Annotated in this window: 27 protein-coding genes and 1 riboswitch; of the genes, 17 read left to right on the top strand and 10 right to left on the bottom strand. The window is 73.0% G+C overall.

What is annotated here, in order from left to right; all coding sequences use genetic code 11:
- The first annotated feature begins 24 nt into the window (after positions 1 to 24).
- Positions 25 to 375, top strand: a complete 351-nt coding sequence (locus tag ACFY15_RS24570) for a DUF3263 domain-containing protein (protein ID WP_390687922.1) — start codon at positions 25 to 27, stop codon at positions 373 to 375.
- Between the two features lie 114 nt (positions 376 to 489).
- Positions 490 to 1344, top strand: a complete 855-nt coding sequence (gene otsB / locus ACFY15_RS24565) for a trehalose-phosphatase (protein ID WP_390687921.1) — start codon at positions 490 to 492, stop codon at positions 1342 to 1344.
- 82 nt (positions 1345 to 1426) lie between these two features.
- On the opposite strand, the gene ACFY15_RS24560 is transcribed toward otsB, so the two are convergent.
- Together ACFY15_RS24560 and ACFY15_RS24555 are read right to left on the bottom strand one after the other, a co-directional pair.
- Positions 1427 to 2887: a trehalose-6-phosphate synthase gene (locus ACFY15_RS24560; RefSeq protein WP_390687920.1), complete on the bottom strand. Its 1461-nt coding sequence runs from the start codon at positions 2885 to 2887 to the stop codon at positions 1427 to 1429.
- A 90-nt stretch (positions 2888 to 2977) separates the two neighbouring features.
- Complete coding sequence (locus tag ACFY15_RS24555) at positions 2978 to 3928, bottom strand: glucosyl-3-phosphoglycerate synthase (RefSeq protein ID WP_390687919.1); 951 nt, start codon at positions 3926 to 3928, stop codon at positions 2978 to 2980.
- A 205-nt stretch (positions 3929 to 4133) separates the two neighbouring features.
- A riboswitch (SAM riboswitch) is annotated at positions 4134 to 4272 on the top strand.
- Between ACFY15_RS24555 and thrC the strand changes: the two genes are divergently transcribed.
- The 4 genes from thrC (at position 4266) to groL (ending at position 8445) form a co-directional block, all read left to right on the top strand.
- Positions 4266 to 5576 carry a threonine synthase gene (gene thrC, locus ACFY15_RS24550; protein ID WP_390687918.1) on the top strand — a complete coding sequence of 437 codons (1311 nt, stop codon included), beginning with the start codon at positions 4266 to 4268 and terminating at the stop codon, positions 5574 to 5576. It overlaps the preceding riboswitch by 7 nt.
- 36 nt (positions 5577 to 5612) lie before the next feature.
- On the top strand, positions 5613 to 5891 hold the full coding sequence (locus tag ACFY15_RS24545; protein WP_390687917.1) for a MoaD/ThiS family protein: 279 nt from the start codon (positions 5613 to 5615) through the stop codon (positions 5889 to 5891).
- Between the two features lie 381 nt (positions 5892 to 6272).
- On the top strand, positions 6273 to 6479 hold the full coding sequence (locus tag ACFY15_RS24540; RefSeq protein ID WP_008743607.1) for a cold-shock protein: 207 nt from the start codon (positions 6273 to 6275) through the stop codon (positions 6477 to 6479).
- Between the two features lie 346 nt (positions 6480 to 6825).
- Entirely contained in the window at positions 6826 to 8445 is a 1620-nt protein-coding gene (gene groL, locus ACFY15_RS24535) for a chaperonin GroEL (protein WP_042817001.1), read from the top strand.
- Positions 8446 to 8535: 90 nt separating this feature from the next.
- On the opposite strand, the gene ACFY15_RS24530 is transcribed toward groL, so the two are convergent.
- On the bottom strand, positions 8536 to 9117 hold the full coding sequence (locus ACFY15_RS24530) for a Uma2 family endonuclease (protein WP_390687916.1): 582 nt from the start codon (positions 9115 to 9117) through the stop codon (positions 8536 to 8538).
- Between the two features lie 59 nt (positions 9118 to 9176).
- The gene (locus ACFY15_RS24525; RefSeq protein ID WP_390687915.1) at positions 9177 to 10208 is read right to left on the bottom strand and encodes a hypothetical protein; all 1032 of its coding nucleotides are present in this window, start codon (positions 10206 to 10208) and stop codon (positions 9177 to 9179) included.
- Positions 10209 to 10520: 312 nt separating this feature from the next.
- Between ACFY15_RS24525 and ACFY15_RS24520 the strand changes: the two genes are divergently transcribed.
- From ACFY15_RS24520 to ACFY15_RS24505, 4 genes are all read left to right on the top strand, one after another.
- A complete protein-coding gene (locus tag ACFY15_RS24520; protein ID WP_390687914.1) occupies positions 10521 to 11129 on the top strand; it encodes a phosphoribosylanthranilate isomerase in 609 nt (202 codons plus the stop codon).
- A gap of 57 nt (positions 11130 to 11186) precedes the next feature.
- Positions 11187 to 11927 (top strand): beta-glucanase, encoded by a 741-nt coding sequence (locus tag ACFY15_RS24515; protein WP_390687913.1) that lies wholly within the window; start codon positions 11187 to 11189, stop codon positions 11925 to 11927.
- Between the two features lie 67 nt (positions 11928 to 11994).
- Positions 11995 to 13044, top strand: coding sequence for a hypothetical protein (locus ACFY15_RS24510; RefSeq protein WP_390687912.1), 1050 nt, complete (start codon positions 11995 to 11997; stop codon positions 13042 to 13044).
- Between the two features lie 159 nt (positions 13045 to 13203).
- Positions 13204 to 15081 carry a CAP domain-containing protein gene (locus tag ACFY15_RS24505; RefSeq protein WP_390826066.1) on the top strand — a complete coding sequence of 626 codons (1878 nt, stop codon included), beginning with the start codon at positions 13204 to 13206 and terminating at the stop codon, positions 15079 to 15081.
- Between the two features lie 18 nt (positions 15082 to 15099).
- Here ACFY15_RS24505 and ACFY15_RS24500 read toward each other — a convergent pair whose 3' ends face one another.
- Together ACFY15_RS24500 and ACFY15_RS24495 are read right to left on the bottom strand one after the other, a co-directional pair.
- Positions 15100 to 15354 (bottom strand): DUF397 domain-containing protein, encoded by a 255-nt coding sequence (locus tag ACFY15_RS24500; protein ID WP_390687910.1) that lies wholly within the window; start codon positions 15352 to 15354, stop codon positions 15100 to 15102.
- Positions 15338 to 16171: a Scr1 family TA system antitoxin-like transcriptional regulator gene (locus ACFY15_RS24495; protein WP_390826065.1), complete on the bottom strand. Its 834-nt coding sequence runs from the start codon at positions 16169 to 16171 to the stop codon at positions 15338 to 15340. The genes ACFY15_RS24500 and ACFY15_RS24495 overlap by 17 nt, the downstream gene beginning before the upstream one ends.
- A 114-nt stretch (positions 16172 to 16285) precedes the next feature.
- Between ACFY15_RS24495 and ACFY15_RS24490 the strand changes: the two genes are divergently transcribed.
- From ACFY15_RS24490 to ACFY15_RS24475, 4 genes are all read left to right on the top strand, one after another.
- Positions 16286 to 16504, top strand: a complete 219-nt coding sequence (locus ACFY15_RS24490) for a hypothetical protein (protein ID WP_384755000.1) — start codon at positions 16286 to 16288, stop codon at positions 16502 to 16504.
- Entirely contained in the window at positions 16501 to 17193 is a 693-nt protein-coding gene (locus ACFY15_RS24485) for a hypothetical protein (RefSeq protein ID WP_390687908.1), read from the top strand. Before ACFY15_RS24490 ends, ACFY15_RS24485 begins: the two co-directional genes overlap by 4 nt.
- Positions 17194 to 17265: 72 nt before the next feature.
- Positions 17266 to 17472: a type II toxin-antitoxin system VapB family antitoxin gene (locus tag ACFY15_RS24480; RefSeq protein ID WP_390687907.1), complete on the top strand. Its 207-nt coding sequence runs from the start codon at positions 17266 to 17268 to the stop codon at positions 17470 to 17472.
- Positions 17463 to 17879 carry a PIN domain nuclease gene (locus ACFY15_RS24475; protein ID WP_390687906.1) on the top strand — a complete coding sequence of 139 codons (417 nt, stop codon included), beginning with the start codon at positions 17463 to 17465 and terminating at the stop codon, positions 17877 to 17879. Before ACFY15_RS24480 ends, ACFY15_RS24475 begins: the two co-directional genes overlap by 10 nt.
- A gap of 25 nt (positions 17880 to 17904) precedes the next feature.
- On the opposite strand, the gene ACFY15_RS24470 is transcribed toward ACFY15_RS24475, so the two are convergent.
- The gene (locus tag ACFY15_RS24470; RefSeq protein ID WP_390687905.1) at positions 17905 to 19380 is read right to left on the bottom strand and encodes a PTS transporter subunit EIIC; all 1476 of its coding nucleotides are present in this window, start codon (positions 19378 to 19380) and stop codon (positions 17905 to 17907) included.
- A gap of 51 nt (positions 19381 to 19431) precedes the next feature.
- Positions 19432 to 20355, bottom strand: a complete 924-nt coding sequence (gene murQ, locus ACFY15_RS24465) for an N-acetylmuramic acid 6-phosphate etherase (RefSeq protein ID WP_390826064.1) — start codon at positions 20353 to 20355, stop codon at positions 19432 to 19434.
- Between the two features lie 151 nt (positions 20356 to 20506).
- Between murQ and ACFY15_RS24460 the strand changes: the two genes are divergently transcribed.
- Together ACFY15_RS24460 and ACFY15_RS24455 are read left to right on the top strand one after the other, a co-directional pair.
- The gene (locus ACFY15_RS24460; RefSeq protein WP_390826063.1) at positions 20507 to 20884 is read left to right on the top strand and encodes a hypothetical protein; all 378 of its coding nucleotides are present in this window, start codon (positions 20507 to 20509) and stop codon (positions 20882 to 20884) included.
- Positions 20885 to 20891: 7 nt separating this feature from the next.
- The gene (locus ACFY15_RS24455; protein WP_390687902.1) at positions 20892 to 21167 is read left to right on the top strand and encodes a DUF4031 domain-containing protein; all 276 of its coding nucleotides are present in this window, start codon (positions 20892 to 20894) and stop codon (positions 21165 to 21167) included.
- 13 nt (positions 21168 to 21180) lie between these two features.
- Here the strand turns inward: ACFY15_RS24455 and ACFY15_RS24450 are convergent, their stop codons facing one another.
- Together ACFY15_RS24450 and ACFY15_RS24445 are read right to left on the bottom strand one after the other, a co-directional pair.
- A complete protein-coding gene (locus ACFY15_RS24450; protein ID WP_390687901.1) occupies positions 21181 to 22398 on the bottom strand; it encodes a Cmx/CmrA family chloramphenicol efflux MFS transporter in 1218 nt (405 codons plus the stop codon).
- A gap of 90 nt (positions 22399 to 22488) precedes the next feature.
- Positions 22489 to 23250, bottom strand: coding sequence for a hypothetical protein (locus tag ACFY15_RS24445; RefSeq protein ID WP_390826062.1), 762 nt, complete (start codon positions 23248 to 23250; stop codon positions 22489 to 22491).
- 109 nt (positions 23251 to 23359) lie between these two features.
- On the opposite strand from ACFY15_RS24445, the gene ACFY15_RS24440 reads away from it, so the two are divergent.
- Positions 23360 to 24046, top strand: coding sequence for a copper homeostasis protein CutC (locus ACFY15_RS24440; protein WP_390687899.1), 687 nt, complete (start codon positions 23360 to 23362; stop codon positions 24044 to 24046).
- Positions 24047 to 24049: the final 3 nt, after the last annotated feature.

Raw genomic sequence — 24049 nt, 5'->3', positions numbered from 1 at the left:
GGCGGGCGGCGTTAGTCTGGCCGTATGACAGACGGCGGCCAGGCGGGTGAGGCGGGCACGGCGGCGGAGACGGCCGAGGCCCGTCCGACCGACGCCGGGGCCGGAGCGGGTTCCGCCGGGGCCGCGGAGCGTTCCGCCGAGGCCGCGCCGGGGCGGCTGAGCGCCGCAGAGGCCGCGGTGCTCGCGTACGAGGGCCGCAGCTGGCCGGGGCCCGGAGCCAAGGAGCGCGCGATACGCGAAGGGCTCGGGCTGAGCCCTGTCCGGTACTACCAGCTGCTCAACGCCCTGATGGACGACCCCCGGGCCCTCGCCCACGCCCCCGGCACCGTCAACCGGCTCCGCCGCATCCGCGAGGCCCAGCGGGCCCGGCGGTAGGTCCGGGGCCGGTTGCCGCGGCGGAGCCGGCGGCGGCCGCGGCGGGGGTTCCCGTGCTGGATCGCGGCTGGAGGGTCTGGGCGGGGTCCCCACGGCGCCGGTAGGGTCGTCCGCATGGGGAGCCATCCGCACGATCCGCCGATGCCCGTGCCCGCCACCGCAGCCGGACGCGAGGGACTCGAAGCCCTCCTCCGCACACCCCGCAGAGCCGTCGTCGCCCTCGACTTCGACGGCACCCTCGCCGACATCGTGCCCGACCCCGACCAGGCCCGCGCACACCCGGACGCCGTACCCGCGATCGCCGCACTGGCCCCCGAGGTGGCGGCCGTCGCCGTGGTCACCGGCCGCCCCGCCGGGGTCGCCGTCCGCTACGGAGGCTTCGCCGGCGTGTCCGGGCTGGAGCACCTGGTGGTCCTGGGCCACTACGGGGCCGAGCGCTGGGACGCCGTCACCGGTGTCGTGCACGCCCCCGCCGCACACCCCGGGGTGGCGGCGGTACGGGCCGAGCTGCCCGGCTTCCTCGACGCGATCGGGGCGTGGCGCGGGACCTGGATCGAGGAGAAGGGCCGGGCCCTGGCCGTCCACACCCGGCGCGCGGAGGACCCCGAGGCCGCGTTCGAGGCGCTGCGGGAGCCCCTCGCGGAGCTCGCCGCCCGCCACGGGCTGATCGTCGAGCCGGGCCGGGCCGTCCTGGAACTGCGGCCGCCGGGGATGGACAAGGGCGTCGCCCTGACGGAGTTCCTGCGGGAGCGCGACGCGGGGCCGGTCCTGTACGCGGGGGACGACCTGGGCGACCTCGCGGCGTACGCGGCGGTCGAGAAGCGCAGGGCGGAGGGCCTCCCGGGCCTCCTGGTGTGCAGCGGCTCCGCGGAGGTCCCGGAACTCGCGGCCCGCGCCGACCTGGTCCTCCCGGGCCCCGCCGCGGTGGCGGCGTTCCTGTCGCAACTGGCGGGGGCGCTGCGGGGGTAGGGGGGGTACGGGGCTCGCGGTGCGGGCCGGCCACCGCCCCTTGAGGGGCAGACGGCCGGCCCTCACCGCACTCCGCCCGGCCTCAGTTCCCCAGGGCCTCCAGCTGTGCCGTGAGCCAGGCCGCCGGGGGGAGGGCCGTGGCGGCTGCCGCGAGGCGTTTCGTGCGGGCCGTGCGTTCCTCATGCGGCATCGAGAGGGCCGCGTGCAGGGCTTCGGCCGTGGCCGTGACGTCGTACGGGTTCACCGTCAGCGCGTCCTGGTGAAGTTCCTCGTACGCCCCCGCCCCCGTCGACAGGACCAGCACGCACCCCGCCTCGGATACCACCGGGATCTCCTTCGCGACCAGGTTCATGCCGTCGCGCACCGGGTTGATCAGGGCCACGTCCGCCATCCGGTACACCGCCAGCGACCGGTCGAAGTCGTCCTGCACGGACATCAGCACCGGCTCCCAGTCCGCCGTCCCGAACGCCGCGTTGATCTCCGCCGCCAGGTCCGCGACGGCGGCCGTGTAGCTGCGGTAGACCTCCAGGTCCTGGCGGGAGGGGTAGGCCGAGGCCAGGTGGACGACCCGGCCCCGCCATTCGGGGTGGGCGGTCAGCAGTTCCCGGTAGGCGAGCAGGCCGCGCAGGATGTTCTTCGACAGTTCCGTGCGGTCCACGCGGACGATGGTCCGGCGGTCGCCGACCTCGGCGCGGAGCGCGGCCAGCTTCGCGTCGACCTCGGGGCGGTGGGCGAGCGCCCGCAGGTCGTCCCCGTCCACGCCCAGGGGGTACTGGCCCACGCCGGTGAAGCGGGTCTCCCCGTACCGGCCGTCCTCCGCCAGCCTGCGGTGGTGCACCCCGCCCGGGTGGTCCTCCCGGGGGACGAACCCGTCCGCGACGCCGTGGACGTCGTCGAAGGTGGCGCCGCTGATGAAGGCGGCGGCCCAGGCCGCGGTGTGGAAGCCCAGCTGGTCGGCGCCGAGCATCCCCCACACCAGCCGGCTGCGGATGTCGTCCGGGAGCATGTGCAGGAAGTCGGTCGAGGCCCACGGCGTGTGCGTGAAGTGCGCGATCCGCAGGTCCGGGCGCAGCTCCCGCAGGGCCCCCGGGACCAGGGCCAGGTGGTAGTCCTGGACCAGGACGCGGGCGCCTTCCGCCGCCTCCTGCGCGAGCGCTTCGGCGAAGGCCTGGTTGTAGGTGGTGTACGCGTCCCAGCGCCGCCGGAACTCCGCGTCGAAGACGGGCTCGCGCGGGATGTCGTAGAGGTGGTGGTGGGTGAACCAGAGCACCGAGTTCGCGATGCCGTTGTACGCGTCGTGGTAGACCTCGGGATCGATGTCCAGCATCCGCACGCCGGGCTCGGAGACCCCGCGCCGGACGGCCTCGCGGTCGGCGTCGGAGAGGGGCGCGCAGATCCACAGGGCCCCGGGCTGCGCCGCGAGGGCCGCGGACAGGCCGGAGACCAGACCGCCCCCGCCGCGCCGGGCGGTGAGCGTGCCGTCGGCGGCGAGGGCGTACGAGAGCGGGCCGCGGTTGGCGGCGACGAGTACCTGAGAAGCCATGCCGCGAACCTAGCCCGGGGTCTCCTCGCTCAAACGTCCGGGAAATGACCGGTTCGTCACGTACCGGTCACGGGGGCCCCGCTTTCCGCCTCACGCCACGCGCCGGACCGCGTACTCCTCGATCTCCAGCATCGGCGGCCGCTCCTCGGTGTCCACGGGGTAGGTGCGCGGAACGAACCCGTCCGGCCCCCTCTCGAACTGGGTGAGCTCCGGCCGTACGAGGTGGGCGCGCGAGAGCCGCAGCTGTGCGGTGCGGTAGATGGCGGCGGCCATCCGGCCCAAAGCCTGTCCGTTCTGGTGCCGGTGGAGGCGGACGCCGACGTCGACCTGGGCCAGCGCGTCCAGTCCGACGGTGTGCAGGGCGTCGACCAGCAGGCCGAGCTCGACCCCGTAGCCGACGGGGAACGGCAGGCGTTCCAGCAGGGAGCGGCGTACGGCGTACTCGCCGCCCAGGGGCTGGACGAAGCCGGCCAGCTGCGGCCAGTGGAGGTTGAGGAGGGGGCGGGCCACCAGTTCCGTGACGCGTCCGCCCTGGCCGGGGGCGTCCCCCAGCGGGCGGTCGTACATCGCCTTGACGAACTGCACCTGCGGGTCGGTGAGCAGCGGGCCGACGATGCCGGAGACGAAGGCGGACGAGAAGTCGCGCAGGTCGGCGTCAACGAAGCAGACGACCTCGCCGGTGGTGGCGAGCAGGGAGCGCCAGAGCACCTCGCCCTTGCCGCGCACGGCGGGGACGCGGGGGAGGATCTCGTCCCGGTGGACCACGCGGGCGCCGGCCTTCGCGGCGACCTCGGCCGTACGGTCGCTCGACCCGGAGTCGACGACGACCAGCTCGTCCACCAGGGGGACCGGCAGGCCCTCGACGAGGTCGCGCCGGATCACCTCCACGATCTCCCCGACCGTGGCCTCCTCGTCGAGGGCCGGCAGGACCACGCTCACGGTGGTCCCGGCCGCCCGTTTCCGCTCCAGCAGCTGGTCGAGCGGTCGGTCGGCGGCGGACCAGGAGCGGTCGGCCAGCCAGCGCTCCACCTCATCCAGCACCCTCGGTACTCCCTGGTCACTCGGAGGCGGCGTCACACCCGGCGGATTTGGGCCGAATTGTGATCCATCTCGCGGTTCGGACAGCCGTCTCAAGCGGCCGCCCCTTCAGTTACAGTCTTGAACAACGCGAAGGTCCACCGCATGCCGGGGGTCTTCGCGAACAAACGCACCGGCGCGCCATCGAGCGCGTGTGCCGGTGCCATACCGCTCATCCAGAGGGGCAGAGGGACACGGCCCGTTGAAGCCCCGGCAACCCTCCAGTCGGTTCTCGCTCGCGCGGGGCCCCGGCTAGGGAAGGTGCCAATTCCGTCTCATGGCGAAGTGCGCCATGGGGAAGATGAGGAGAAAGGGCCTCGCCATCATGGCTGCACAGACTGTCGCCACTTCCGCCACTCCCGGATCCGTCGATCTCGGCCCCGCCACCGGCCTTTCCTGTCGTGAGTGCGGTACCCGCTTCGAGCTCGGCCCCATCTTCGCCTGCGTCGAGTGTTTCGGTCCGCTGGAGGTCGCCTACGAGCTGCCGGCCGGCGACCCGGAGGCCCTGCGCGCGGCGATCGAGGCCGGCCCGAACAACATCTGGCGCTACGCGCCGCTGCTGCCCGTCCCCGCGGACGTGGCCTCCAAGCCCAGCCTGAACCCCGGCTTCACCCAGCTGGTGGACGCCGCGAACCTGGCCAAGGAGCTGGGCGTCACCGGCAAGCTGTACGTCAAGGACGACTCCGGCAACCCGACGCACTCCTTCAAGGACCGCGTCGTCGCGATCGCCGTCGAGGCAGCCCGCGCCTTCGGCTACACCACCCTCTCCTGCTCCTCCACCGGCAACCTGGCCGGAGCCGTCGGCGCCGCGGCCGCCCGCGCCGGCTTCCGCTCCTGCGTGTTCATCCCGCACGACCTGGAGCAGGGCAAGGTCGTCATGGCCGGTGTCTACGGTGGCGACCTGGTCGGCATCGAGGGCAACTACGACGACGTCAACCGCTTCTGCTCCGAGCTCATCGGCGACCCGCTGGGCGAGGGCTGGGGCTTCGTCAACGTCAACCTGCGCCCTTACTACGGCGAGGGCTCCAAGACCCTCGCCTACGAGATCTGCGAGCAGCTCGGCTGGCAGCTGCCCGACCAGATCGTCATCCCGATCGCCTCCGGCTCGCAGCTCACCAAGATCGACAAGGGTCTGCAGGAGCTGATCAGGCTCGGTCTGGTCGAGGACAGGCCCTACAAGATCTTCGGCGCCCAGGCCGAGGGCTGCTCCCCGGTGTCGACCGCCTTCAAGGCCGGCCACGACGTGGTCCGCCCGCAGAAGCCGAACACGATCGCCAAGTCCCTGGCCATCGGCAACCCGGCGGACGGCCCGTACGTGCTCGACATCGCGCGCCGCACCGGCGGTTTCGTCGAGGACGTCACCGACGAGCAGGTCGTCGAGGCCATCAGGATCCTGGCGCGGACCGAGGGCATCTTCGCCGAGACCGCGGGCGGCGTGACCGTCGGCGTGACGAAGAAGCTCATCGAGAACGGGCAGCTCGACCCCTCGCTGACCACCGTGGTCCTCAACACCGGTGACGGCCTCAAGACCCTGGAAGCGGTGTCCGGCACCGGCCAGACCGCCACCATCCGCCCGAGCCTGGACGCGTTCCGCGCCGCCGGCCTGGCCTGACCCTTCCCCAGCACTCCACGGAAAGGCGGTAGCGCCATGAGCGTCAACGTCCGCATCCCCACCATCCTGCGCACCTACACCGGCGGCGCCGCCGAGGTCCCGGCCGAGGGGGCAACCCTCGCCGAGGTCATCGACTCCCTGGAGGCGAACCACCCGGGGATCGCCGCGCGCGTCCTGGACGACCAGGGCAGGCTGCGCCGCTTCGTGAACGTCTACGTCAACGACGACGACGTGCGCTTCGAGGGCGGCCTGCAGGCGGCGACGCCGGACGGCGCCGGCGTCTCGATCATCCCCGCCGTGGCGGGCGGCTGCTGATCCCGGGAATCTGAATTGCCCCCTCCGCTAAAAGTGGAGGGGGCAATTCTGCTTGGTTGGGCGCGGTAGAGTTGGGGAAGTCCCCTCCGCTGTTCTTGCCCGCCGCATATGAACGGGCTGCGGGAGGGTTGACATTGAGTCAACATGCGTGTGCCTTTTGGGGCGTTGGTGAGGGTTGTCTGGCCCGACTTGCCCAGGAATAGGCCAAATTTTCAGCCCATTTCCCCTTTTGCGCGTGTCCAGATTTCTCGTCGGAATGACCTGTTGCAGACAGCAGCGGTGCAGATACATTCAGCCCCGGTCGAGGCGTTCCGGCGCAAGTTCTGACCCGGGTCCGCGAAGTGCGGACCTGCGCAAGGGCCAGTAATAGGGGAGTTAGGCATGGCTCAGGGCACCGTCAAGTGGTTCAACGCGGAGAAGGGCTACGGCTTCATCGCGGTCGACGGTGGTGCGGATGTGTTCGTCCACTACAGCGCCATCCAGATGGACGGGTACCGCACCCTTGAAGAGGGTCAGCGTGTCGAGTTCGAGATCTCGCAGGGCCAGAAGGGTCCGCAGGCGGACATGGTCAAGCTCGCGGCCGGCTGAGTCGAAGCGCGATCGGCCACCGACGCACGCACCAACACGTGAGGGGCCCACATCCCGGACGGGATGCGGGCCCCTCACGTATGTCCGGGTTCGTAGGTCCCGGCCCGGCATGGCTCGAAGCCGCTTGCACTCGTGGGGGCCGAGTGCTAATCATTGGCGTTAGCACTCTCCGGGTGAGAGTGCTACAAGACGAGGACCGGGCCGGTGAGGCCCGCAGGGTCCGGCGGGAAGGAACCGCCGGGTCGGCAGGCCGTCCGTCGCGGGCGCGGGCGCGGTCCGGAGCAATCCACCCTCCCCTGGTGCCTGGCGGCGCGGGGGGAACCCCAGTCCTGGAGGACCACTTCAGATGGCCAAGATCATTTCGTTCAACGAGGAGGCCCGGCGCGGTCTCGAGCGTGGCATGAACCAGCTCGCCGACGCCGTCAAGGTCACCCTTGGCCCCAAGGGTCGCAACGTCGTCCTTGAGAAGAAGTGGGGTGCGCCCACGATCACCAACGACGGCGTCTCCATCGCCAAGGAGATCGAGCTCGAGGACCCCTACGAGAAGATCGGCGCCGAGCTGGTCAAGGAAGTCGCCAAGAAGACGGACGACGTCGCCGGCGACGGTACGACCACCGCCACCGTCCTCGCTCAGGCGCTCGTCCGCGAGGGTCTGCGCAACGTGGCCGCCGGCGCCAACCCGATGGCCCTCAAGCGTGGTATCGAGAAGGCCGTCGAGGCCGTCTCCGCCGCCCTGCTCGCCCAGGCCAAGGATGTCGAGACCAAGGAGCAGATCGCTTCCACGGCCTCCATCTCCGCCGCCGACACCCAGATCGGCGAGCTCATCGCCGAGGCCATGGACAAGGTCGGCAAGGAAGGCGTCATCACCGTCGAGGAGTCCCAGACCTTCGGTCTGGAGCTGGAGCTCACCGAGGGCATGCGCTTCGACAAGGGCTACATCTCGGCGTACTTCGCCACCGACATGGAGCGTATGGAGGCGTCGCTCGACGACCCGTACATCCTGATCGTCAACTCCAAGATCGGCTCGGTCAAGGACCTGCTGCCGCTCCTGGAGAAGGTCATGCAGTCCGGCAAGCCGCTGCTGATCATCGCCGAGGACGTCGAGGGCGAGGCCCTGTCGACCCTGGTCGTCAACAAGATCCGCGGCACCTTCAAGTCCGTCGCCGTCAAGGCCCCGGGCTTCGGCGACCGCCGCAAGGCCATGCTCGGTGACATCGCCATCCTCACGGGCGGCACGGTCATCTCCGAGGAGGTCGGCCTCAAGCTGGAGAACGCCGGTCTCGACCTGCTCGGCCGCGCCCGCAAGGTCGTCATCACCAAGGACGAGACCACCATCGTCGACGGTGCCGGTGACAGCGACCAGGTCCAGGGCCGCGTCAACCAGATCCGCGCCGAGATCGAGAACTCCGACTCGGACTACGACCGCGAGAAGCTCCAGGAGCGCCTCGCGAAGCTGGCCGGCGGCGTGGCCGTCATCAAGGCCGGTGCCGCGACCGAGGTCGAGCTCAAGGAGCGCAAGCACCGCATCGAGGACGCCGTCCGCAACGCGAAGGCGGCCGTCGAGGAGGGCATCGTCGCCGGCGGTGGCGTGGCCCTGCTCCAGGCCTCCTCGGTCTTCGAGAAGCTGGAGCTCTCGGGTGACGAGGCGACCGGCGCCAACGCCGTGAAGCTCGCGCTGGAGGCCCCGCTGAAGCAGATCGCCGTCAACGGTGGTCTCGAGGGCGGCGTCGTCGTGGAGAAGGTGCGCAACCTGGCCGTCGGCCACGGTCTGAACGCCGCCACGGGCGAGTACGTCGACATGATCGCCGAGGGCATCATCGACCCGGCGAAGGTGACGCGCTCCGCGCTGCAGAACGCCGCGTCCATCGCCGCGCTCTTCCTGACCACCGAGGCCGTCATCGCCGACAAGCCGGAGAAGGCCGCCGCCGCTCCGGGCGGCATGCCGGGCGGTGACATGGACTTCTGATCGGCCCCCGGCTGATCGGCTGTTCTCGAACGAGGGCGGCACCCCTTCCCGGCGGAGGGGGTGCCGCCCTCGGGCGTTTCCGGGGCGGACTCAGCGGGCGTAGTCCTTGAGCTTCTCGGTGTCCAGCGTGATCCCCACGGGGGCGGGCAGCGTGACCGTCTTCCCGTAGGCGTACGAGACGGACCGCCGGTACATCCCGTCCTCGGGGTCGCTGTGGACGGTGAGCACGTCCTCGTCCCGGTCGACGAGGAGGAACACCGGGATGCCCGCCTGGGCGTACGCGGTGCGCTTCTCGCGCCGGTCGCGCCGGTCGGTATCAGGGTCGAAGGACGTGACCTCCACGACCATCAGCGTCCCGGCCGGATCCGCCCACTCGCCTTCCTGCGCGGCGTAGTGGTCGTACGGCGCGAGCGCGCCGTCCGCGCGGGCCCGCCCGGTGCGGTAGCTCTCCACCTTCAGCCCCTGCTCGGGGTAGAGGGCGAGCTCCGGGCGCTGCCGCATGCACTGGCGCAGCAGCCACATCACGATGGCGCCGTGGCGCTGATCGGGCAACGGCTTGACTCCGAGCTTTCCGTTGATGAATTCGAGCGTGACCGTCTCGGGCGCGCGGCGGGCCAGCGTCTCGAAGTCCTCCAGGGACATCTGGGCGTGTGCGGCGGTGCTGGGGGTCATGGGGTCGCCTCCTCGACACCATGGTGCCCGGGTTCGGCGCCGGTGGAGCGGGGGACTGGTCATCGGCGGTTCCCTTCGCGGATGCGGGCCGCGTGGGCGCGGACCTCGGCCGGGGTGAGGGTCGGGGTGAAGACCGGCGGCCGGGTGCCTCCGGGGCGGCAGGCGCGGCAGCGGCCTTCGGCGAAGGCGGCGGGCGGGCCGGGCGCGCGGCATTCGGTGCACTCGACGCGGACCGGGGGTGCCGCTGCCGGGGCCGGGGCGGGCGGTGCGGCGGGGAGTTTGGACTCCAGGCGCTTGCGGACCAGGGCCGCCGGGTGGTGGACCGGGGAGGGCAGACCGGCGGTGAGGGCGAGCCGGATGCGGTCGGGGCTGACGCCCCGGGCCAGCCAGGGCACGAGGAGCGGGGCGAGGGCCGCGCAGTCGGCCTTGGAGAGCGCGAGGGCGGGGGCGGAGCGGCCGAGCGAGGCGAGGATGCCGTACGCGTCGGCGGCGGGCAGGGCCGGTACCGGGGGTGGTGGCGGGGGTGCGGGGAGCGCCGCGGACGGCCGCGGGGCGGGGGCCACGCCTCCGGCTGGTGCCGGGTGCGGGACCGGGGGCGGAGCCGGTACCGGGACCGAAGCCGGTGCCCGGGGCGGCAGGGCCGGTACGAGGGCTGGGGCCGAAGCCGAAGCCGGGGGCGGGGCCGGTGAGGGTGGTGGCGGGGCGGCCGGTGCGGGGGAATCCCTCCGGGTGAACCGGGCCCACCAGACGCCGTCCCGTGGGGTGCGGGAGAAGTACGTACGGGTCACCCAGCGGGTCTCCGCCCCCGGCAGCCGCTGCCGTACCCGGTGCAGGTGTCCGGCGGTGGCCAGTCGGCTGAGGGCGGTGCGCAGGGCGCACTGGCCCCACAGGGGCAGGACGGCGGCGAGGGTCTTCACGCTGATGTCCGCGCCGTCCGGCAGGCGGTCGAGGTACCCGGCGACGGCCGCCTCCCGGGCCGGGAGGTGCGCGAAGTCGCGGGCGGTGCGGGGCGCTTGCTCCGGTGCGGCGATTTTGCCGTAGCCGGGCTTGGCGAGGGGGTGCGGGGCGGCACTAAGCTGGCTGTCATCCATGGGATCGCTTTTCTTGGGTTCGATCTCGTTGGTCAGGCCCTCGTGTGGTGTTGGCGCACCAGCGGGGGCCGATTTCTTTTCCAGCCGCAAGGTAGGGCCTGATGGCCCTGGGTGGCAAACCCGTCACAGATCGTCATCTCGCCTGGTATGGCCGCGGGTCGGGGAGGGTGGTGGGTGGTGGTGGGCTCCGCCCACCACCCATTCCACAGACAGGGCGCTCGGACTCCCGCTGCTTGAGCCCCGGGCGCCGACGGCCGCCCGCGGGGTGGGACGAAACGGCGCGGCAGGGCGGCGTTTGGTTGACTTGCCGGCATGAGCGACGGGAAGAGCGTGTTCATCAAGATCTGCGGGCTCAAGACGCCCGAGGACGTCGACGTGGCCGTGGCCGCCGGGGCCGACGCCGTCGGGTTCGTGCTCGCGCCTGGGAGCCCTCGTACCATCGGGGCCGACCTGGCGTGGGAGCTGGCCGCGCGGGTGCCGTCCGGGGTGCTCACCGTCGGCGTGTTCCGCGGACAGCCGCTGGAGGAGGTGCGCCGGCTCGCGCAGGAGAGCGGCGTACGCGGGGTGCAGCTGCACGGGGACGAGGGCATCGAGTACTACGAAGGGCTCCGAGCCCCGGGCCGGACCCTGCTGCGGGCCACCGCCGAGCACGTCGCGCGCTGCGGGGAGTACGGCGAGGACCTGCTGCTGATCGACGCCCCCGACCCCGGCTCCGGCAAGCCCTGGAACTGGGGTTCCGCGGATTTCACGGCGCCCGAGGGCCGCTGGCTGCTCGCCGGCGGGCTCGGTCCGGCCAACGTCCGCGAGGCCGTCCGGACCACCGGCGCCTGGGGAGTGGACGTCTCCAGCGGGGTGGAGCGGGAGCGCGGGGTGAAGTCGCCCGAGCTGATCCGCGCCTTCGTCAACGCTGCGAAATCATAGTATTACTCTGTGTGAGAACATTGGAGTGTTCGGCTGCCCGGCGGGGAGGACATCCGTATGGAATCGGACAACTCCGGATGGCTGCGCCGCCTGACCGGCCGCCTCCTCCCCGCCGCAGGCGGCGGGGGCCTGCCGGTGTTCACGCCGCGCAGCGCCCCCGTCTTCACCGCCGACTTCACCTCCCCCGCCCAATGGGTCGCCGGCCGATCCTGGGCCTATCCGAACGGCGGCCCGGTCAACCCGGGCGACAACAAGCTCGACCACCTCACCGCCGACCCCGCCTACAGCCGTAGCGGCACCTTCCGGGCGACCCGCCGCCCCGACGGCAACTGGGACACCGGGCTGCTCACCACCGAGGGCAGCGACCAGGACTTCATGGTCCGCACCGGTGACGTCCTGGAGGCCCGGGTCAAACTGCCGACGGCGACGGGCGCCTGGCCCGCGATCTGGACCTGGCGCGACGGCGGCCAGGAGATCGACGTCTTCGAGTACCACCCCGACAACCCCGACCTCCTGGAACTCTCCAACCACGTCCGCGACGCCCACCGCTACTACCGCGACCCGGCGATCCGGCCCGGTGCCTGGGTCGACCTGAGGACCGAGTTCGGGAGGTGGTCGGTCGTCTGGTGGGTCAACGGTGCCCGTGTCTTCTCCGACGGGCGGGGTGTGGCGCGCGGCTGGCGCGCGTACCTCATCGTCAACCTGTCGGTCTCCGCGGGCCGCTACCACCCGGCGCCCGGCCCGGGCCAGACCGAGATGTCGTACGAGGTGTCCGCGCTGCGGGTGTACCGGAGCTAGCGCCGTCCCGCCGGGCCCTTCCCCGCTCCCCGGGCGGCGGTGTGCCGGCCCGCCGATAATGGGTGCCGTGGACTCCCCGCGCAGCGCGACCCGGGCGAAGGCCACGGCCCGGCCCAAGGGGTCAGGCCTGGCGTTCTGGCCGTTCGGCGTACGGGCGGCCGTGCTCCTGGTCCCCGTCCTGCTGGTCGTCCTGGCCGTCGCCTGGGGCGCCGCGCGGACCTGGCTGGGCATGGAGTCCGTGTCGCCCGGGTGGGTGCTGCTGGCCATCGTCGCCCTGAGCCTGCTGCCCGTCCTGCTGGTGGTGCTCAGCGGGGTCGCCTCCGGCGGGGGGACCGTCGACCCGGGCACCGTCAAGATCGCCCTCACGGCGGCGGCCGGGTCCCGGAGGGGCCTGGCCGTCCCCCGGAACGTGGTCCCCGAGCGGGGCGTCTCCCTGGCCGGCTCCGGCGGGGCCGAGGCCGTCACCTCGCTGCGCGGCCTGCGCGGCACCGAGGTCGTCATCGTCGACCTGGAGGACGGCCACGCCTGGTGGGAGCACCGGCTGCTGCTCCTGTGCGCCGCCGCCGCCCGGCTCGGCCGGCCCGCGGTGGTCGTCTTCACCGCCCAGCGGCAGGGCAGGCCCGGCCAGTTCGTCGGCTGGGCGAGCCCGGCCGACCTCCTCCAGCGCCTCCAGGACGGCGACCCGGACCTGCGCAAGGCGTACCTGGAAGCCTCCGGCCAGGCCGCCGGGGTGCGGCTCGCCGAGGCGTCGGGGCCGGCGCCGTCGGCACGGCTGATGAAGGAGCTCGGTCTGGAGGGCATGCGCCGCCTGACCCATCCGCCGCCGCGCGACGCCCTCAACCCGTTCCTGGAGGAACAGCTGCTGGCCCGCGGCCTGGACCGGTTCGACACCGCGCCCGAGGAGATCGACGTCCCGCGGCTGCTGGCGCTGTTCACCCCGGTGCTGCACACGCGGGCGCTGGAGCACACCGACGACGACGCGGCCTGGCTCCGGGCGGCCCTCCTCGACGAGGGCGACTTCATCGCCTTCACCGACGCGGGCCGCTACACGGGCATCCTGTCGGGCGGCGCCGTGGCCCGTGCGGCGTTGCTGGCGCTGCTCCCGCCGGGGACGTAGTCCGTCCGGGTCCCGCCCTGTGCGCGGACCTCCCGGCGGCGGCCGGACGGGCGGAGCCGGTCCGGATGGGTGATGATGGTCCCATCGCCAACTCCGGTTGATGCGCGGCATCCCGGCCCGGCAATCCCGCCTTCGATGACATCCCATCGAGGTATTCCGATGAAGCCGAAACCTTTCACCAAGGCCGCCGCCCTGCTGTGCGGCCTCGTCATGATGGGCTCGACTCCGGCCGCCTTCGCGCTCACCCCCGCGGCCGTGGCGAAGTCCGCCGTCTGCCCCACGACCGACCCGCCGCCCGGTACGGGCTCGCAGGTCGGCGCGGCCGACGCCGACGCCCTCGTCCGTGCCCACAACGACGCGCGCCTGGCCGCCGTCCAGAAGTACAACCCCGGCCTCGCCCCGACCTCCGTCACCTGGAGCCCCAAGCTCGCCTGTGACGCGCAGGCCTGGGCGGACGACCCGGCGTCCAGCCAGGGCGGCGGGCTCCACCACAGCAGCCGTGCCACGAACGGCAACGAGGGCGAGAACCTCCTCAACTCCTCGCCCGGGCCGGCGCGCCCGATGCTGGCGATGGACCCCTCGGTGAGCTACAGCTGGATGGCCGAGAAGACCGCGTTCGACACCGACAAGAACGCCGTCGTCGACAGCAGCAACTACAAGGTCTGGGGCCACTATTCCCAGATCGTGTGGATGTCCCCCCAGTCGCCCACCACCCAGATCGGCTGCGGCGTGAAGGAGGGCGTGCCGGTGGGCGGCGGCACCGGGTGGATCCTGGTCTGCCGGTACGCGGCTGCGGGCAACATCCAGGGGCAGCGGGCGATCCCGTCCGGCAGCCCGGTTCCCCCGGTCCCACCGCCCCCGGCGCCCACCCAGCCCTTCCGGGGCACCAGTGCCGTCGTCCAGCACAACGGCCACCTGGACGTGTTCTGGGTCGGGCCCGATGGTTCGGTGCGGTCGCAGTGGTGGGACGGCGGTGGCGCGGGTGGTGCGTGGGCCGCGCACAGCTCCTTCAACATCGCCGCTCCGGGCAGTGCCGTCGTCAGCTCGGCCATCACGGCGGTCTCCCAGCGGGACGGCCATCTCGACGTGTTCTGGATCGGACCGGACGGGTCCGTGCGGTCGCAGTGGTGGGACGGCGGTAGTGCGAGTGGTGCGTGGGCCGCGCACAGCTCCTTCAACATCGCCTCGCCCGGTGCGGCGGCGCTCGGTTCGGGGATCGCGGCCGTGTCCCAGCACAACGGTCACCTGGACGTGTTCTGGACCGGGCCTGATGGTTCGGTGCGGTCGCAGTGGTGGGACGGTGGCGGGGCGGGTGGTGCGTGGGCTGCGCACGGCTCGTTCAACATCGCACCTCCCGGGATCGCCGCACAGGGCTCCGCCGTAGCCGCCGTGTCCCAGCAGGACGGTCACCTGGACGTGTTCTGGGTCGGGCCCGATGGTTCGGTGCGGTCGCAGTGGTGGGACGGCGGTGGCGCGGGTGGTGCGTGGGCCGCGCACGGTGCGTTCAACATCGCCTCGCCCGGTGCGGCGGCGCTCGGTTCGGGGATCGCGGCCGTGTCCCAGCACAACGGTCACCTGGACGTGTTCTGGACCGGGCCTGATGGTTCGGTGCGGTCGCAGTGGTGGGACGGCGGCGGGGCGGGTGGTGCGTGGGCTGCGCACGGCTCGTTCAACATCGCACCTCCCGGGATCGCCGCACAGGGCTCCGCCGTAGCCGCCGTGTCCCAGCAGAACGGTCACCTGGACGTGTTCTGGGTCGGGCCCGATGGTTCGGTGCGGTCGCAGTGGTGGGACGGCGGCGGTGCGAGTGGTGCGTGGGCCGCGCATGGTGCGTTCAACATCGCCTCGCCCGGCGCCGCGGCCGTGAGTTCGGGGATTGCCGCCGTCTCCCAGCACAACGGTCACCTGGACGTGTTCTGGATCGGCTCCGACGGGTCGGTGCGGTCGCAGTGGTGGGACGGCGGCGGTGCGGGTGGTGCGTGGGCCGGGCACGGTTCGTTCAACATCGCCCCGCCGAACAGTGCGGCCCCGCAGTAGCGCGCGGGGCCCCGGCCGTCAGAGCGCCGCGACGAAGGTGGCCCAGGCCGGTGCGCGGAACGCGAGGTGAGGACCGTCCGGGACCTTGGAGTCCCGGACGGGGACGAGGTCGAGGTGCGCGTCGCAGACCTCGACGCAGCTTCCGCCGCTGCCGTCGCTGTGGGTGGACTTGCGCCAGGTGGCCATCTCCAGGCAGTTGCCGCCGCTGCCGTCGCTGTAACTCGACTTGTGCCAGGTGGCCGTGGACAGGTCGTACTCAGGCGTGCTGATCATGTGCGTAATCCTCCGCCATGGATTCGATCAGGGCCAGGGATTCGCGCGGTGAGAGCGCGCTGGCTGTGAGGAGATCGTAGGTCAGTGAGTGGTGCGCGACCTGGGACGGATCGTCCAACAGCATCCCGGTTCCGTTGCCTTCGATGTAGGCGAGTGGGGGTGCGTCCTCAAAGTCCATAAGCTTGAGGGAGCCACTCACCGAGGCGTGGGCACCGGCACTGAACGGGAGCGCCTGCACGATGATTCGTCGCGCGCGGATGAAGTCTGCGATGTGACGCATAGCCTCGGCCATCACCGCAGGGCTTCCCACGACTCGTCGGAGCGCCGCTTCGTCGAAGACACACCAAAACAGAGGCGTTGTTGGGTCAGAGAGAAGCTTCGCTCGGTCGAGCCGAGCCTCGGTCAGCTGGTCGATGACGGCCTGCGGTGCAGTCGGCTGGTACGCATGGAAGATTTCCCGCGCGTATGCCTCCGTTTGGAGGAGGCCTGGGACGACGAGTGGTGCGTACTCCCGGATGGCTCGGGCTTCCGCCTCCGCCTCAGCCGCCTCCACGAAGTGCTCCGGGTACTTGGACTTCCCCTGCTTTCCGCAGTTGCGGGTGAAGAACCCGTCCGTGCCCAGCACCTGGTCTATGGCCGTGGCGAGTTCCAGCGTGATCCGCCGAGTGCCCGCCTCCATCTGGCCGACGTACGAACCGCTGACGAAGAGCTTCTCGCCGAGGGCGGCCTGGCTCAAGCTGGCGCGTTCGCGGGCCACGCGGAGTTCGGCGCCGAGGAGGGCGCGGGGTGAGGAGGGGTCGAGGGGCTTTCCTGGCATGGCAACTCCTGCTCCAACAGCTGCGGTTGCTGTGGTTGACCTTCTTGAAGGCTATCGAGGGTGCGGCCACTCTGTGTAGAGAACTGAATACTCAGAGTGGAAAGGTGGAATGTCGTGGTGCTCACGCCCCAGGAGCGGATGCGGGCGGCCGAGGAGGCCGTGCGGCAGTTGAGGGAGTCCCTGGAGGGGGTCGGGGTGACCTTCCCCTCCCTCGACGTGGACGGGGTCTCCGCCGCCGGCACCTATGGCCTGCCCCTCGTGGACCTCGGCCGCTGCAACCTGGACACCGCCCTGCGGCTGGCGGCCGTGCTGCACGAGCGGGCGGGCGCGTGAGCGAGCCGGTGGTGGACGCGGCGCAGTTCGCGTTCGAGCTCGGGTGGCGGCTGCGCGGGCTGGACGCGGCCGTGGGCGGGGGCGGCAGGCGGCGCAAGGGCGCGGGGCTCTCCGTACGGGCGTGGCTCGACCCGGATGCCGGCCTGTGGACCGCCGTCGGGGACGACGGAGAGCGGCGCGAGGCGCGGACGGCCGGGTCGGCGGACGAGGCGACCGCGCTCGTGCACGAGGCCTTCGGGCTCACGGCCTGGCGGCCGCAGCCGCCCCCGCCGTCGGGGTGGCACCGGTTCACGCTGGTCCACAGGCCTGTGGACGACTGGCCGGCGCCGGACGACCCGTGCTACGCGGCGCTGCGGGCGCGGCCGCCCGGGGGGTGCGTGCCGGAGGAGGTCGATGGGTGCTTCGCGCTGCGGTGCGAGCGGCCGGGGGCGCGGCTGCTGGACGCGGTCGCCGCTACCTGCGCGGAGATCCGGGACGGGTACGGGCTGCTGATGGCGGACCTGGCCCTCGCGCGGCCGGAGGAGTGGTCGGCGGACGGGAGTGACGGATGGGGTGCGGAATCCGTGGGCCAGTTGCTGCTGATGGCGGCGGAGCGGGGGCCGCGGCTGGGGTACTCGGTGGAGGACCTGGCCGGGTTCCTGCGGGCCCTCGGCGCAGGGGCCGTGCCCGCCGACCCGGTGCGGAAGTGAGCGGGCCCGGTGGACACGTCCGGGCGTAGCATGGCATACGGATCTGCCCGATCCGTATGCCTGGCGGGCGCGATGTCACGCACCATGGTGGACCTGGATGATGCACTGCTCGCCGAGGCGGCGGAGATACTGGGGACCACGACCAAGCGGGCGACGATCAACGGAGCGCTGGCGGAGTTCGTGGCGGCGGCGCGGCGGCGGCGCTTCGTGGAACTGATGGACCAGGGCGTCTTCGACGACCTGCGCGACCCCGAGGTGATGGGGGACGCATGGCGGTGAGGTACCTGGTCGACAAGAGCGCGTGGGCCCGGATGCACCTGTCCCCCGTCAGGGACAGGCTGATGCCGTTGCTGGAGCGTGGTGTGCTCGCCACGTGCGCGGTCGTCGACCTGGAGATCCTCTACAGCACGCGCAACGCCGAGGACCATGCGCGGGCACGTTCCGTGCGCCGGGGTTTCGACTGGCTCCCCCTGACCGACGAGGTCGGGGAGCGGGCCATCGAGGTGCAGGGGCTGCTCGCGCAGAGCGGGGACCATCGCCGGGCCTCACTGGCGTACCTGCTGATCGCGGCCACGGCCGAGCGTCACGGCGCGGTGGTCCTGCACTACGACGCGGATTACGACGGCATCGCCCAGGTCACGGGACAGCCGGTCGAGTGGGTGGTGGAGCAGGGCTCCGTACCGTAGCCGCGCCTCCCGTCAGTCGGCCGGGTCAGGCCAGGGCCGGTTGCCCGGTGGTCTGGCCGGGGGGACCCGCCGGCTCCGGCGGGGCGGTGTTCAGTTCGTCCAGCATGCGGCGGGTGAAGCCGAAGAAGTACGTGGCCGCGAAGCCCGTCACGTAGCCGACCGCCAGGCCGCCCGCGTAGACCGCGAGGGCCGCGGCCATGCCCCGGGTGCCCTCCAGCAGGGGGAACAGGGCCCAGCCCGAGGGGCCGATGGCGGTGGAGCCGAAGGCCACGCCCAGCTGGTTGAACAGGCCGATGAACGCCCCGCCCGCCGCGCCGCCGACGCAGGCGGTGACGAACGGGCGGCCCAGCGGCAGCGAGACGCCGTAGATCAGCGGCTCGCCGACGCCGAGGAGGCCGGCCGGGAGCGCGGAGCGGATCGTGGCGCGCAGGGAGGGGTTGCCCGGGAGGCGGCAGTAGACGGCGAGGGCCGCGCCGACCTGGCCCGCGCCCGCCATGGCGAGGATGGGCAGCAGGACGGTGTAGCCGGACCGTTCGATGAGGGTGGTGTGGATGGGGATCAGGGCCTGGTGCAGGCCGAGCATCACCAGGGGGAGGAAGAGCCCGCCCAGGACCAGCCCGGCGACGGCGCCGCCGGTGGCGAGCAGCCGGTCGGCGAAGGTGCCGATGCCGGCGGAGACGGCACCCGCGAGGAACATCAGGCCGTAGAGGGTGACCAGGCCGGGGACCAGCACGGTGAGGGTGGGGGTGACCAGCACGTCCAGGGCCTGCGGGACCCGTCGGCGGCACCACCGTTCGACGTGGACGGCGAGCAGGGCGGCGGCGAGGGCGCCGAGGACCCCGCCCTGGCCGGGGGAGAGGTGCCGCCCGAAGACCTCGATCTTCGCGACGCCGGGGAAGACGACGACGGCCGCGACCGCCCCGCCGAGGACGGGGGTGCCGCCGAACTCCTTGGCGGTGTTGTGCCCGACGAACACGGCGATCAGGGCCATGAACGCCGAGCCGATCGCGGTCAGCGCCGGGACCAGGGCCGGGACCCAGCCGAGGTTGGCGAGCAGGCCGCCCAGGCCCGCGATGATCCCGCAGCCGATGAGGGCGGGGATCAGCGGGACGAAGACCGCCGCGATCCGGCGCAGGAACCGCTTGAACGGGGTGGCGTTGCGGGCGGTGCGGGCGTCCTTCAGGGCCGCGCCGCGGGCGGCCAGCTCCTGCGCCGTGACGGGCCGCGCGGGCGCCGCCGTACGCGCCTCGGCGAGCAGGGCCTCGAAGGCGGTGGTGACGCGGGCGACGGCGCCGGGCCCCAGCACGATCTGGCAGGTGTCGTCCTCCACCACGCCGAGGACGCCGGGCAGGGCCCTGAGCCCGGCGGCGTCGGCGAGGGAGCGGTCGTGCAGGCCGATCCGCAGGCGGGTCATGCAGTGCGCGACGGAGCCGATGTTGTCCGGGCCGCCGACCAGGGGCAGGATCGCGGCGGCGGTGGCGCGGTTCGTGTCAGTGGACATGCGGTGGCCTTGCTGTGCGTGCGGGAGCTGCGGGAGCTGCGCGGGCGGAGGTCAGCGGACGACGGCGAGGGCCTCGCGGAGGTGGCCCCGGGAGGCGGTGAGCAGGCGGGCGGCGGTGGGGCCGTCGACTCCGCCGAGGAGGACGAGGACCGCGTCCTTGACCTCGCCTCCGGTGGCGGTGAGCGCGGCCTCGATCTCCGCGTCGGGTGCGCCGGTGGCCAGGGCGACGATGCGGCGCGAGCGGGCGCGCAGCTTCTCGTTGGTGGCGCGTACGTCGACCATGAGGTTCCCGTACGTCTTGCCGAGGCGGATCATCGTCACCGTGGAGATGAGGTTCAGGACGAGCTTCTGGGCGGTGCCGGCCTTCAGCCGGGTGGATCCGGTGAGCAGCTCGGGGCCGACGACCACCTCGATGCCGTGGTCGGCGGCGGCGGCGAGGGCGGAGCCGGCGTTGCAGGACAGTCCGACGGTCAGGGCGCCGCGGGAGCGGGCGAACTCGACGGCGCCGATCGCGTAGGGGGTGCGGCCGGAGGCGGAGACGCCGATGACGGTGTCGTCGGCGGTCAGGGCGAGGGCGGTGAGGTCCTCGGCGGCCAGTTCCCGGGAGTCCTCGGCGCCCTCGACGGCCGTGACGAGGGCGCCGGGGCCGCCCGCGATCAGGCCGACGACCTGGGCGGGGTCGGTGTTGAAGGTGGGCGGGCACTCGCTGGCGTCCAGGACGCCGAGCCGGCCGGCGGTGCCCGCGCCCGCGTAGACGAGGCGGCCGCCGCGGGCCATCCGCTCGGCGATGGCGTCGACGGCGGCGGCGATCCGCTCCAGCTGTGCGGCGACGGCGGCCGGGACGGTGGCGTCCTCGGCGTTCATCAGCCGGGTGATCTCCAGGGTGGGTAGCCGGTCGATCTCGGCCAGCTCGGGGCGGAAGGCCTCGGTGGTGAGGGTGTCGAGCTGGGCGCGGAGGTCGGCGTGCGCGGTCATGGCGGGCTCCTGCGGGCGGTGGCTCGGCGGGCGCCGGGGCTTCCCCGTGTGGGAGCCATGGTGCACCGGTGGCGGCCGGGGGGCGGTGCACCGGGCCGCAGGCGGGGGCACGGCCTCCCCTTTTCGGGCGGTGAGGGGTCAGAATGAGCCCATGGACCACGCGACCCCCCTGGAACAGGCCCTGCATGTCGCCCGTGCTCTGGTTCTCGCCGACCTTGCCGCAGGTGAGGTCGCCGACGCCGATGTCGTGTCTCTCGTCGAGGACTCGGTCACGCACCGCAGGTGGTGGGTGGAGCAGTGGCCGGAGGGGGTCGGCTACCTCGCCGGACTCGTCGCCCAGGACGTGAAGGACGCCCTGCTGGAGAAGTACGGGCGCTGGCCGCTGTGCCCGGTGTGCGGGCACGGGGAGCCGCACGCGCTGGACGTGGAGCCGGAGCTGGGCCCCGATCCGCACTGGGTGTGCTCGGAGGCCGGTGTGAAGGTGGCGGCGGTGGGCGGTCTCGGCCCCGTCTTCCACCCGGGCGGGTGAGCCGCCGGTGACGGTGTACATCGATCCGCCGGTCTGGCCGGGGCACGGCCGCATGTGGTCGCACATGGTCAGCGACGTCTCGTACGAGGAGCTGCACGCCTTCGCGGCGGGCATCGGCTGCCCGCCGCGGGCCTTCGAACGGGACCACTACGACGTTCCGTCGCACCGGTACGCGGACGCGGTCGGCGCGGGGGCGGTGGAGATCGGCAGCAAGGAACTGGTCCGCCGGCTGACGCAGGCGGGCCTGCGCCGCCCGAAGGGGCGTCCGGCCCCGGCGGCGTAGGCCCGGCGGCCTCCTACGCGCGGGCGGGGGTCCGTTCCGCCGGGGTGTCCGCCGACGCGGCGACGACGCGGGTCGTACCCGTTCCCGTGCGGCGGTCGATGCGCAGGGCCAGGAGGGTCAGGGCGATCGCGGTGACGGTCATGGCGGCGCCGGCCCAGGCGGTGGCGGCGTAGCCGTGGCCGGCGTCGATGACGGCGCCGCCGAGCCAGGGGCCTCCGGTGTTGCCGAGGTTGAAGGCGGCGGTGGTGGTGGCGCCGGCGAGGGTGGGGGCGGCGCCGGCGACGTTGAAGGCACGGGCGTTGAGGGCCGGGGCGGTGAAGAACGCCGAGACGCCGAGCAGGAAGGCGAGCGCGACGGCCGCCGCCTGGACGGAGGCCAGCAGGGCCAGGGCGGCGAGGAAGACGGTGGAGGCGGTGATGCCGCCGGTCATGACCGCGAAGAGGCGGCCGTCGGCGATCCGGCCGCCCACGGTGGTGCCGGCGAGCGCGCCGACTCCGAAGAGGGCGAGGACCCACGGGACCCAGGCCGAGTCCAGTCCGGCCACGTCCGTGAGCAGCGGCGACAGGTAGCTGAAGGCGCAGAACACGCCGCCCGCGGCGAGGGCGGTGACGGCGACGGCGAGCCACACCTGGCGGTCGCCGTAGATGGAGAGCTCGCGGCGCAGGCGGGGCTTCTCGGCGGGCAGCGGGATCTTCGGGATGAGCGCCAGGATGCCGGCGAGGGCGACGGCCGAGGCCGCGCCGACCGACCAGAACGCGGAGCGCCAGCCGAACTGCTCGCCGAGGAAGGCGCCCGCGGGCACGCCGAGGACGTTGGCGATGGAGAGGCCGCCGATCATGACGGACATGGCGCGGGCGCGCTGGTCCTTGCCGACCATGGCGATGGCGACGGCCGCGCCGACGGCCCAGAAGCCGGCGCAGGCGAAGGCGGAGACCACGCGGGAGGCGAAGAGGAAGCCGTACGAGGGGGCCAGCGCGCCCGCGACCTGGCCGAGCCCGAAGAGGCTGATGAGGGCGACGAGGGTGGTGCGGCGGGGGAGGCGCAGGGTGGCGACGGCCAGCAGCGGCGCTCCGACGACCATGCCGATCGCGAAGGCGGATATGAGCAGGCCCGCCCGCGGGATGGAGACGCCCATGTCCTCGGCGATGGGCGGCAGAAGCCCGGACAGCATGAATTCGCTGGTGCCGAGCGCGAAGACGGACAGGCCGAGGACGTAGACGGCGACGGGCATGCGGGAACGGGTGTTCGCTGAGGCTGGGGGCATGCTTCTCACGAACCGGACGGGAGGCGGCCGCATTCCCGGTGGTGCCGCGCGTGTGTGTCAGGTCAGGGCGGCCAGCTCGGCGGCGAGGTTGCGGCGGGCGGGGGCCTCCCAGTGGGCGGTGCCGTACGGGGTGCGGAAGAGGTGGGGCAGGCCGAGGAGCCGGCGCAGGACGGCGGCGCGGCCGGTGCGGAACGCCTCGTCGGGGACGAAGGCGTACTCCGCGCGGACGGCGGCGGCGTAGGCGGCGTACGCGCCGGGATCGTCGGGGCGGCCCGCGAGGACGGCGAGGTCGGCGTCGCAGAGGGCCTCGCCGTTGGTGTCCCCGGCGGCGGGGTCGTGGGTGACGGTCAGCCGGACGAGGCGGGCGACCTCGGCGGTGCGGGCGGCGTCGATGCCGAGCTCGGGGAGGGCCCGCTCGGCGAGGGCGGCGCTGCGCTCCTCGTTCTCGGAGCGGTCGGGGCGGTAGACGGCGTCGTGGAACCAGGCGGCGAGCTCGACGGCGGCGGGGTCGGCGGCGTGCGCGGCGAGGACGTCGACGCGGGTGAGGACGTCGGCCAGGTGGGCGGTGGTGTGGTACCGGCGCTGGGGCTCGGCCCAGGCGGCGAGGAGGCGGTCGGCGTAGGGGGCCGGGTCGCGGTCGGCGCCCGCGGCCGCGGCGGTGACCGCCCAGCGGCGGCGCAGCGCGGCGTCCGTGTGCGTTCCCGCGCCCGTGCCTGCGTCCGTGCCCGTGCCTGCGTCCGTTCCCGCGTCCGTGCCCGTGCCTGCGTCCGTTCCCGCGTCCGTGCCCGTGCCTGCGTCCGTGCCCTTGTCGGTCTCCATGCGGACATTGTGCGGGTGGCGTGATGGTGCTGGTGGAGCGCGGGCCGGGGCCCGTACCCTGGATATTGGACTAGACCTATTTTCCCTATGTTCCGAAGGATGGGATCACATGAGCAACCGTGCGCTCCTGGAGGTGATCGCCCTCGACGTGGAGGACGCGGTCGCCGCCCAGGCGGGTGGGGCGGACCGACTCGAACTGGTCACCGACATGGCCGCCGACGGGCTCACCCCCTCGCGTGAGACCTTCGCGGCGATCCGGTCCTCGGTCGACATCCCGCTGCGCGTGATGCTCCGCGGGACGGACGGATTCGCGGCGGGCGACGTCGCCGCGCTGGCCGGGGCGGCGCGGGAGCTGCGGGCCGAGGGAGCGCAGGAGTTCGTCCTCGGGTTCCTGCACCCGGACGGCAGCCCCGACCTGACGGCGGTCGAGGCGGTCCTGGCGGAGCTGGACGGCTGCCGCTGGACCTTCCACCGCGCGATCGACCGCGCGGCCGACCGGGACGGGCTGCGCAAGGCGCTGGCCGACCTGCCCGGGCTGGACACGTACCTGACGGCGGGCTCCGCGGCCGGGGTCCCCGAGGGGCTCCCGGTCCTGCTGGCGGAGGCCGCGCGCAGCGGCGAGCCGGGGTACGGGCCGCGGATCCTGGTCGGCGGCGGGCTGACGCTGACGCACGTGCCGGTGCTGAGGCAGGCCGGCATCGACGGCTTCCACATCGGAGGCGCGGCCCGTCCCTCCGGGTGGGACGGGCCGGTGTCCGCGGCGGCGGTCGCACAGTGGCGGGCGGCGCTGGCCTAGCCC

Source organism: Streptomyces sp. NPDC001373, from assembly GCF_042895815.1.
Lineage (GTDB): Bacteria > Actinomycetota > Actinomycetes > Streptomycetales > Streptomycetaceae > Streptomyces.
This window is presented reverse-complemented; position numbering and strand designations above follow the sequence as displayed.

Excerpts from the sequence above, each read along its gene's own strand:
- ACFY15_RS24570 (WP_390687922.1), top strand. The coding sequence starts at position 25 with ATGACAGACGGCGGCCAGGCGGGTGAGGCGGGCACGGCGGCGGAGACG.
- otsB (WP_390687921.1), top strand. The coding sequence starts at position 490 with ATGGGGAGCCATCCGCACGATCCGCCGATGCCCGTGCCCGCCACCGCA.
- ACFY15_RS24560 (WP_390687920.1), bottom strand. The coding sequence starts at position 2,887 with ATGGCTTCTCAGGTACTCGTCGCCGCCAACCGCGGCCCGCTCTCGTAC.
- thrC (WP_390687918.1), top strand. The coding sequence starts at position 4,266 with ATGAGGAGAAAGGGCCTCGCCATCATGGCTGCACAGACTGTCGCCACT.
- ACFY15_RS24545 (WP_390687917.1), top strand. The coding sequence starts at position 5,613 with ATGAGCGTCAACGTCCGCATCCCCACCATCCTGCGCACCTACACCGGC.
- ACFY15_RS24540 (WP_008743607.1), top strand. The coding sequence starts at position 6,273 with ATGGCTCAGGGCACCGTCAAGTGGTTCAACGCGGAGAAGGGCTACGGC.
- groL (WP_042817001.1), top strand. The coding sequence starts at position 6,826 with ATGGCCAAGATCATTTCGTTCAACGAGGAGGCCCGGCGCGGTCTCGAG.
- ACFY15_RS24530 (WP_390687916.1), bottom strand. The coding sequence starts at position 9,117 with ATGACCCCCAGCACCGCCGCACACGCCCAGATGTCCCTGGAGGACTTC.
- ACFY15_RS24525 (WP_390687915.1), bottom strand. The coding sequence starts at position 10,208 with ATGGATGACAGCCAGCTTAGTGCCGCCCCGCACCCCCTCGCCAAGCCC.
- ACFY15_RS24520 (WP_390687914.1), top strand. The coding sequence starts at position 10,521 with ATGAGCGACGGGAAGAGCGTGTTCATCAAGATCTGCGGGCTCAAGACG.
- ACFY15_RS24515 (WP_390687913.1), top strand. The coding sequence starts at position 11,187 with ATGGAATCGGACAACTCCGGATGGCTGCGCCGCCTGACCGGCCGCCTC.
- ACFY15_RS24505 (WP_390826066.1), top strand. The coding sequence starts at position 13,204 with ATGAAGCCGAAACCTTTCACCAAGGCCGCCGCCCTGCTGTGCGGCCTC.
- ACFY15_RS24500 (WP_390687910.1), bottom strand. The coding sequence starts at position 15,354 with ATGATCAGCACGCCTGAGTACGACCTGTCCACGGCCACCTGGCACAAG.
- ACFY15_RS24495 (WP_390826065.1), bottom strand. The coding sequence starts at position 16,171 with ATGCCAGGAAAGCCCCTCGACCCCTCCTCACCCCGCGCCCTCCTCGGC.
- ACFY15_RS24480 (WP_390687907.1), top strand. The coding sequence starts at position 17,266 with ATGTCACGCACCATGGTGGACCTGGATGATGCACTGCTCGCCGAGGCG.
- ACFY15_RS24475 (WP_390687906.1), top strand. The coding sequence starts at position 17,463 with ATGGCGGTGAGGTACCTGGTCGACAAGAGCGCGTGGGCCCGGATGCAC.
- ACFY15_RS24470 (WP_390687905.1), bottom strand. The coding sequence starts at position 19,380 with ATGTCCACTGACACGAACCGCGCCACCGCCGCCGCGATCCTGCCCCTG.
- murQ (WP_390826064.1), bottom strand. The coding sequence starts at position 20,355 with ATGACCGCGCACGCCGACCTCCGCGCCCAGCTCGACACCCTCACCACC.
- ACFY15_RS24460 (WP_390826063.1), top strand. The coding sequence starts at position 20,507 with ATGGACCACGCGACCCCCCTGGAACAGGCCCTGCATGTCGCCCGTGCT.
- ACFY15_RS24450 (WP_390687901.1), bottom strand. The coding sequence starts at position 22,398 with ATGCCCGTCGCCGTCTACGTCCTCGGCCTGTCCGTCTTCGCGCTCGGC.
- ACFY15_RS24445 (WP_390826062.1), bottom strand. The coding sequence starts at position 23,250 with ATGGAGACCGACAAGGGCACGGACGCAGGCACGGGCACGGACGCGGGA.
- ACFY15_RS24440 (WP_390687899.1), top strand. The coding sequence starts at position 23,360 with ATGAGCAACCGTGCGCTCCTGGAGGTGATCGCCCTCGACGTGGAGGAC.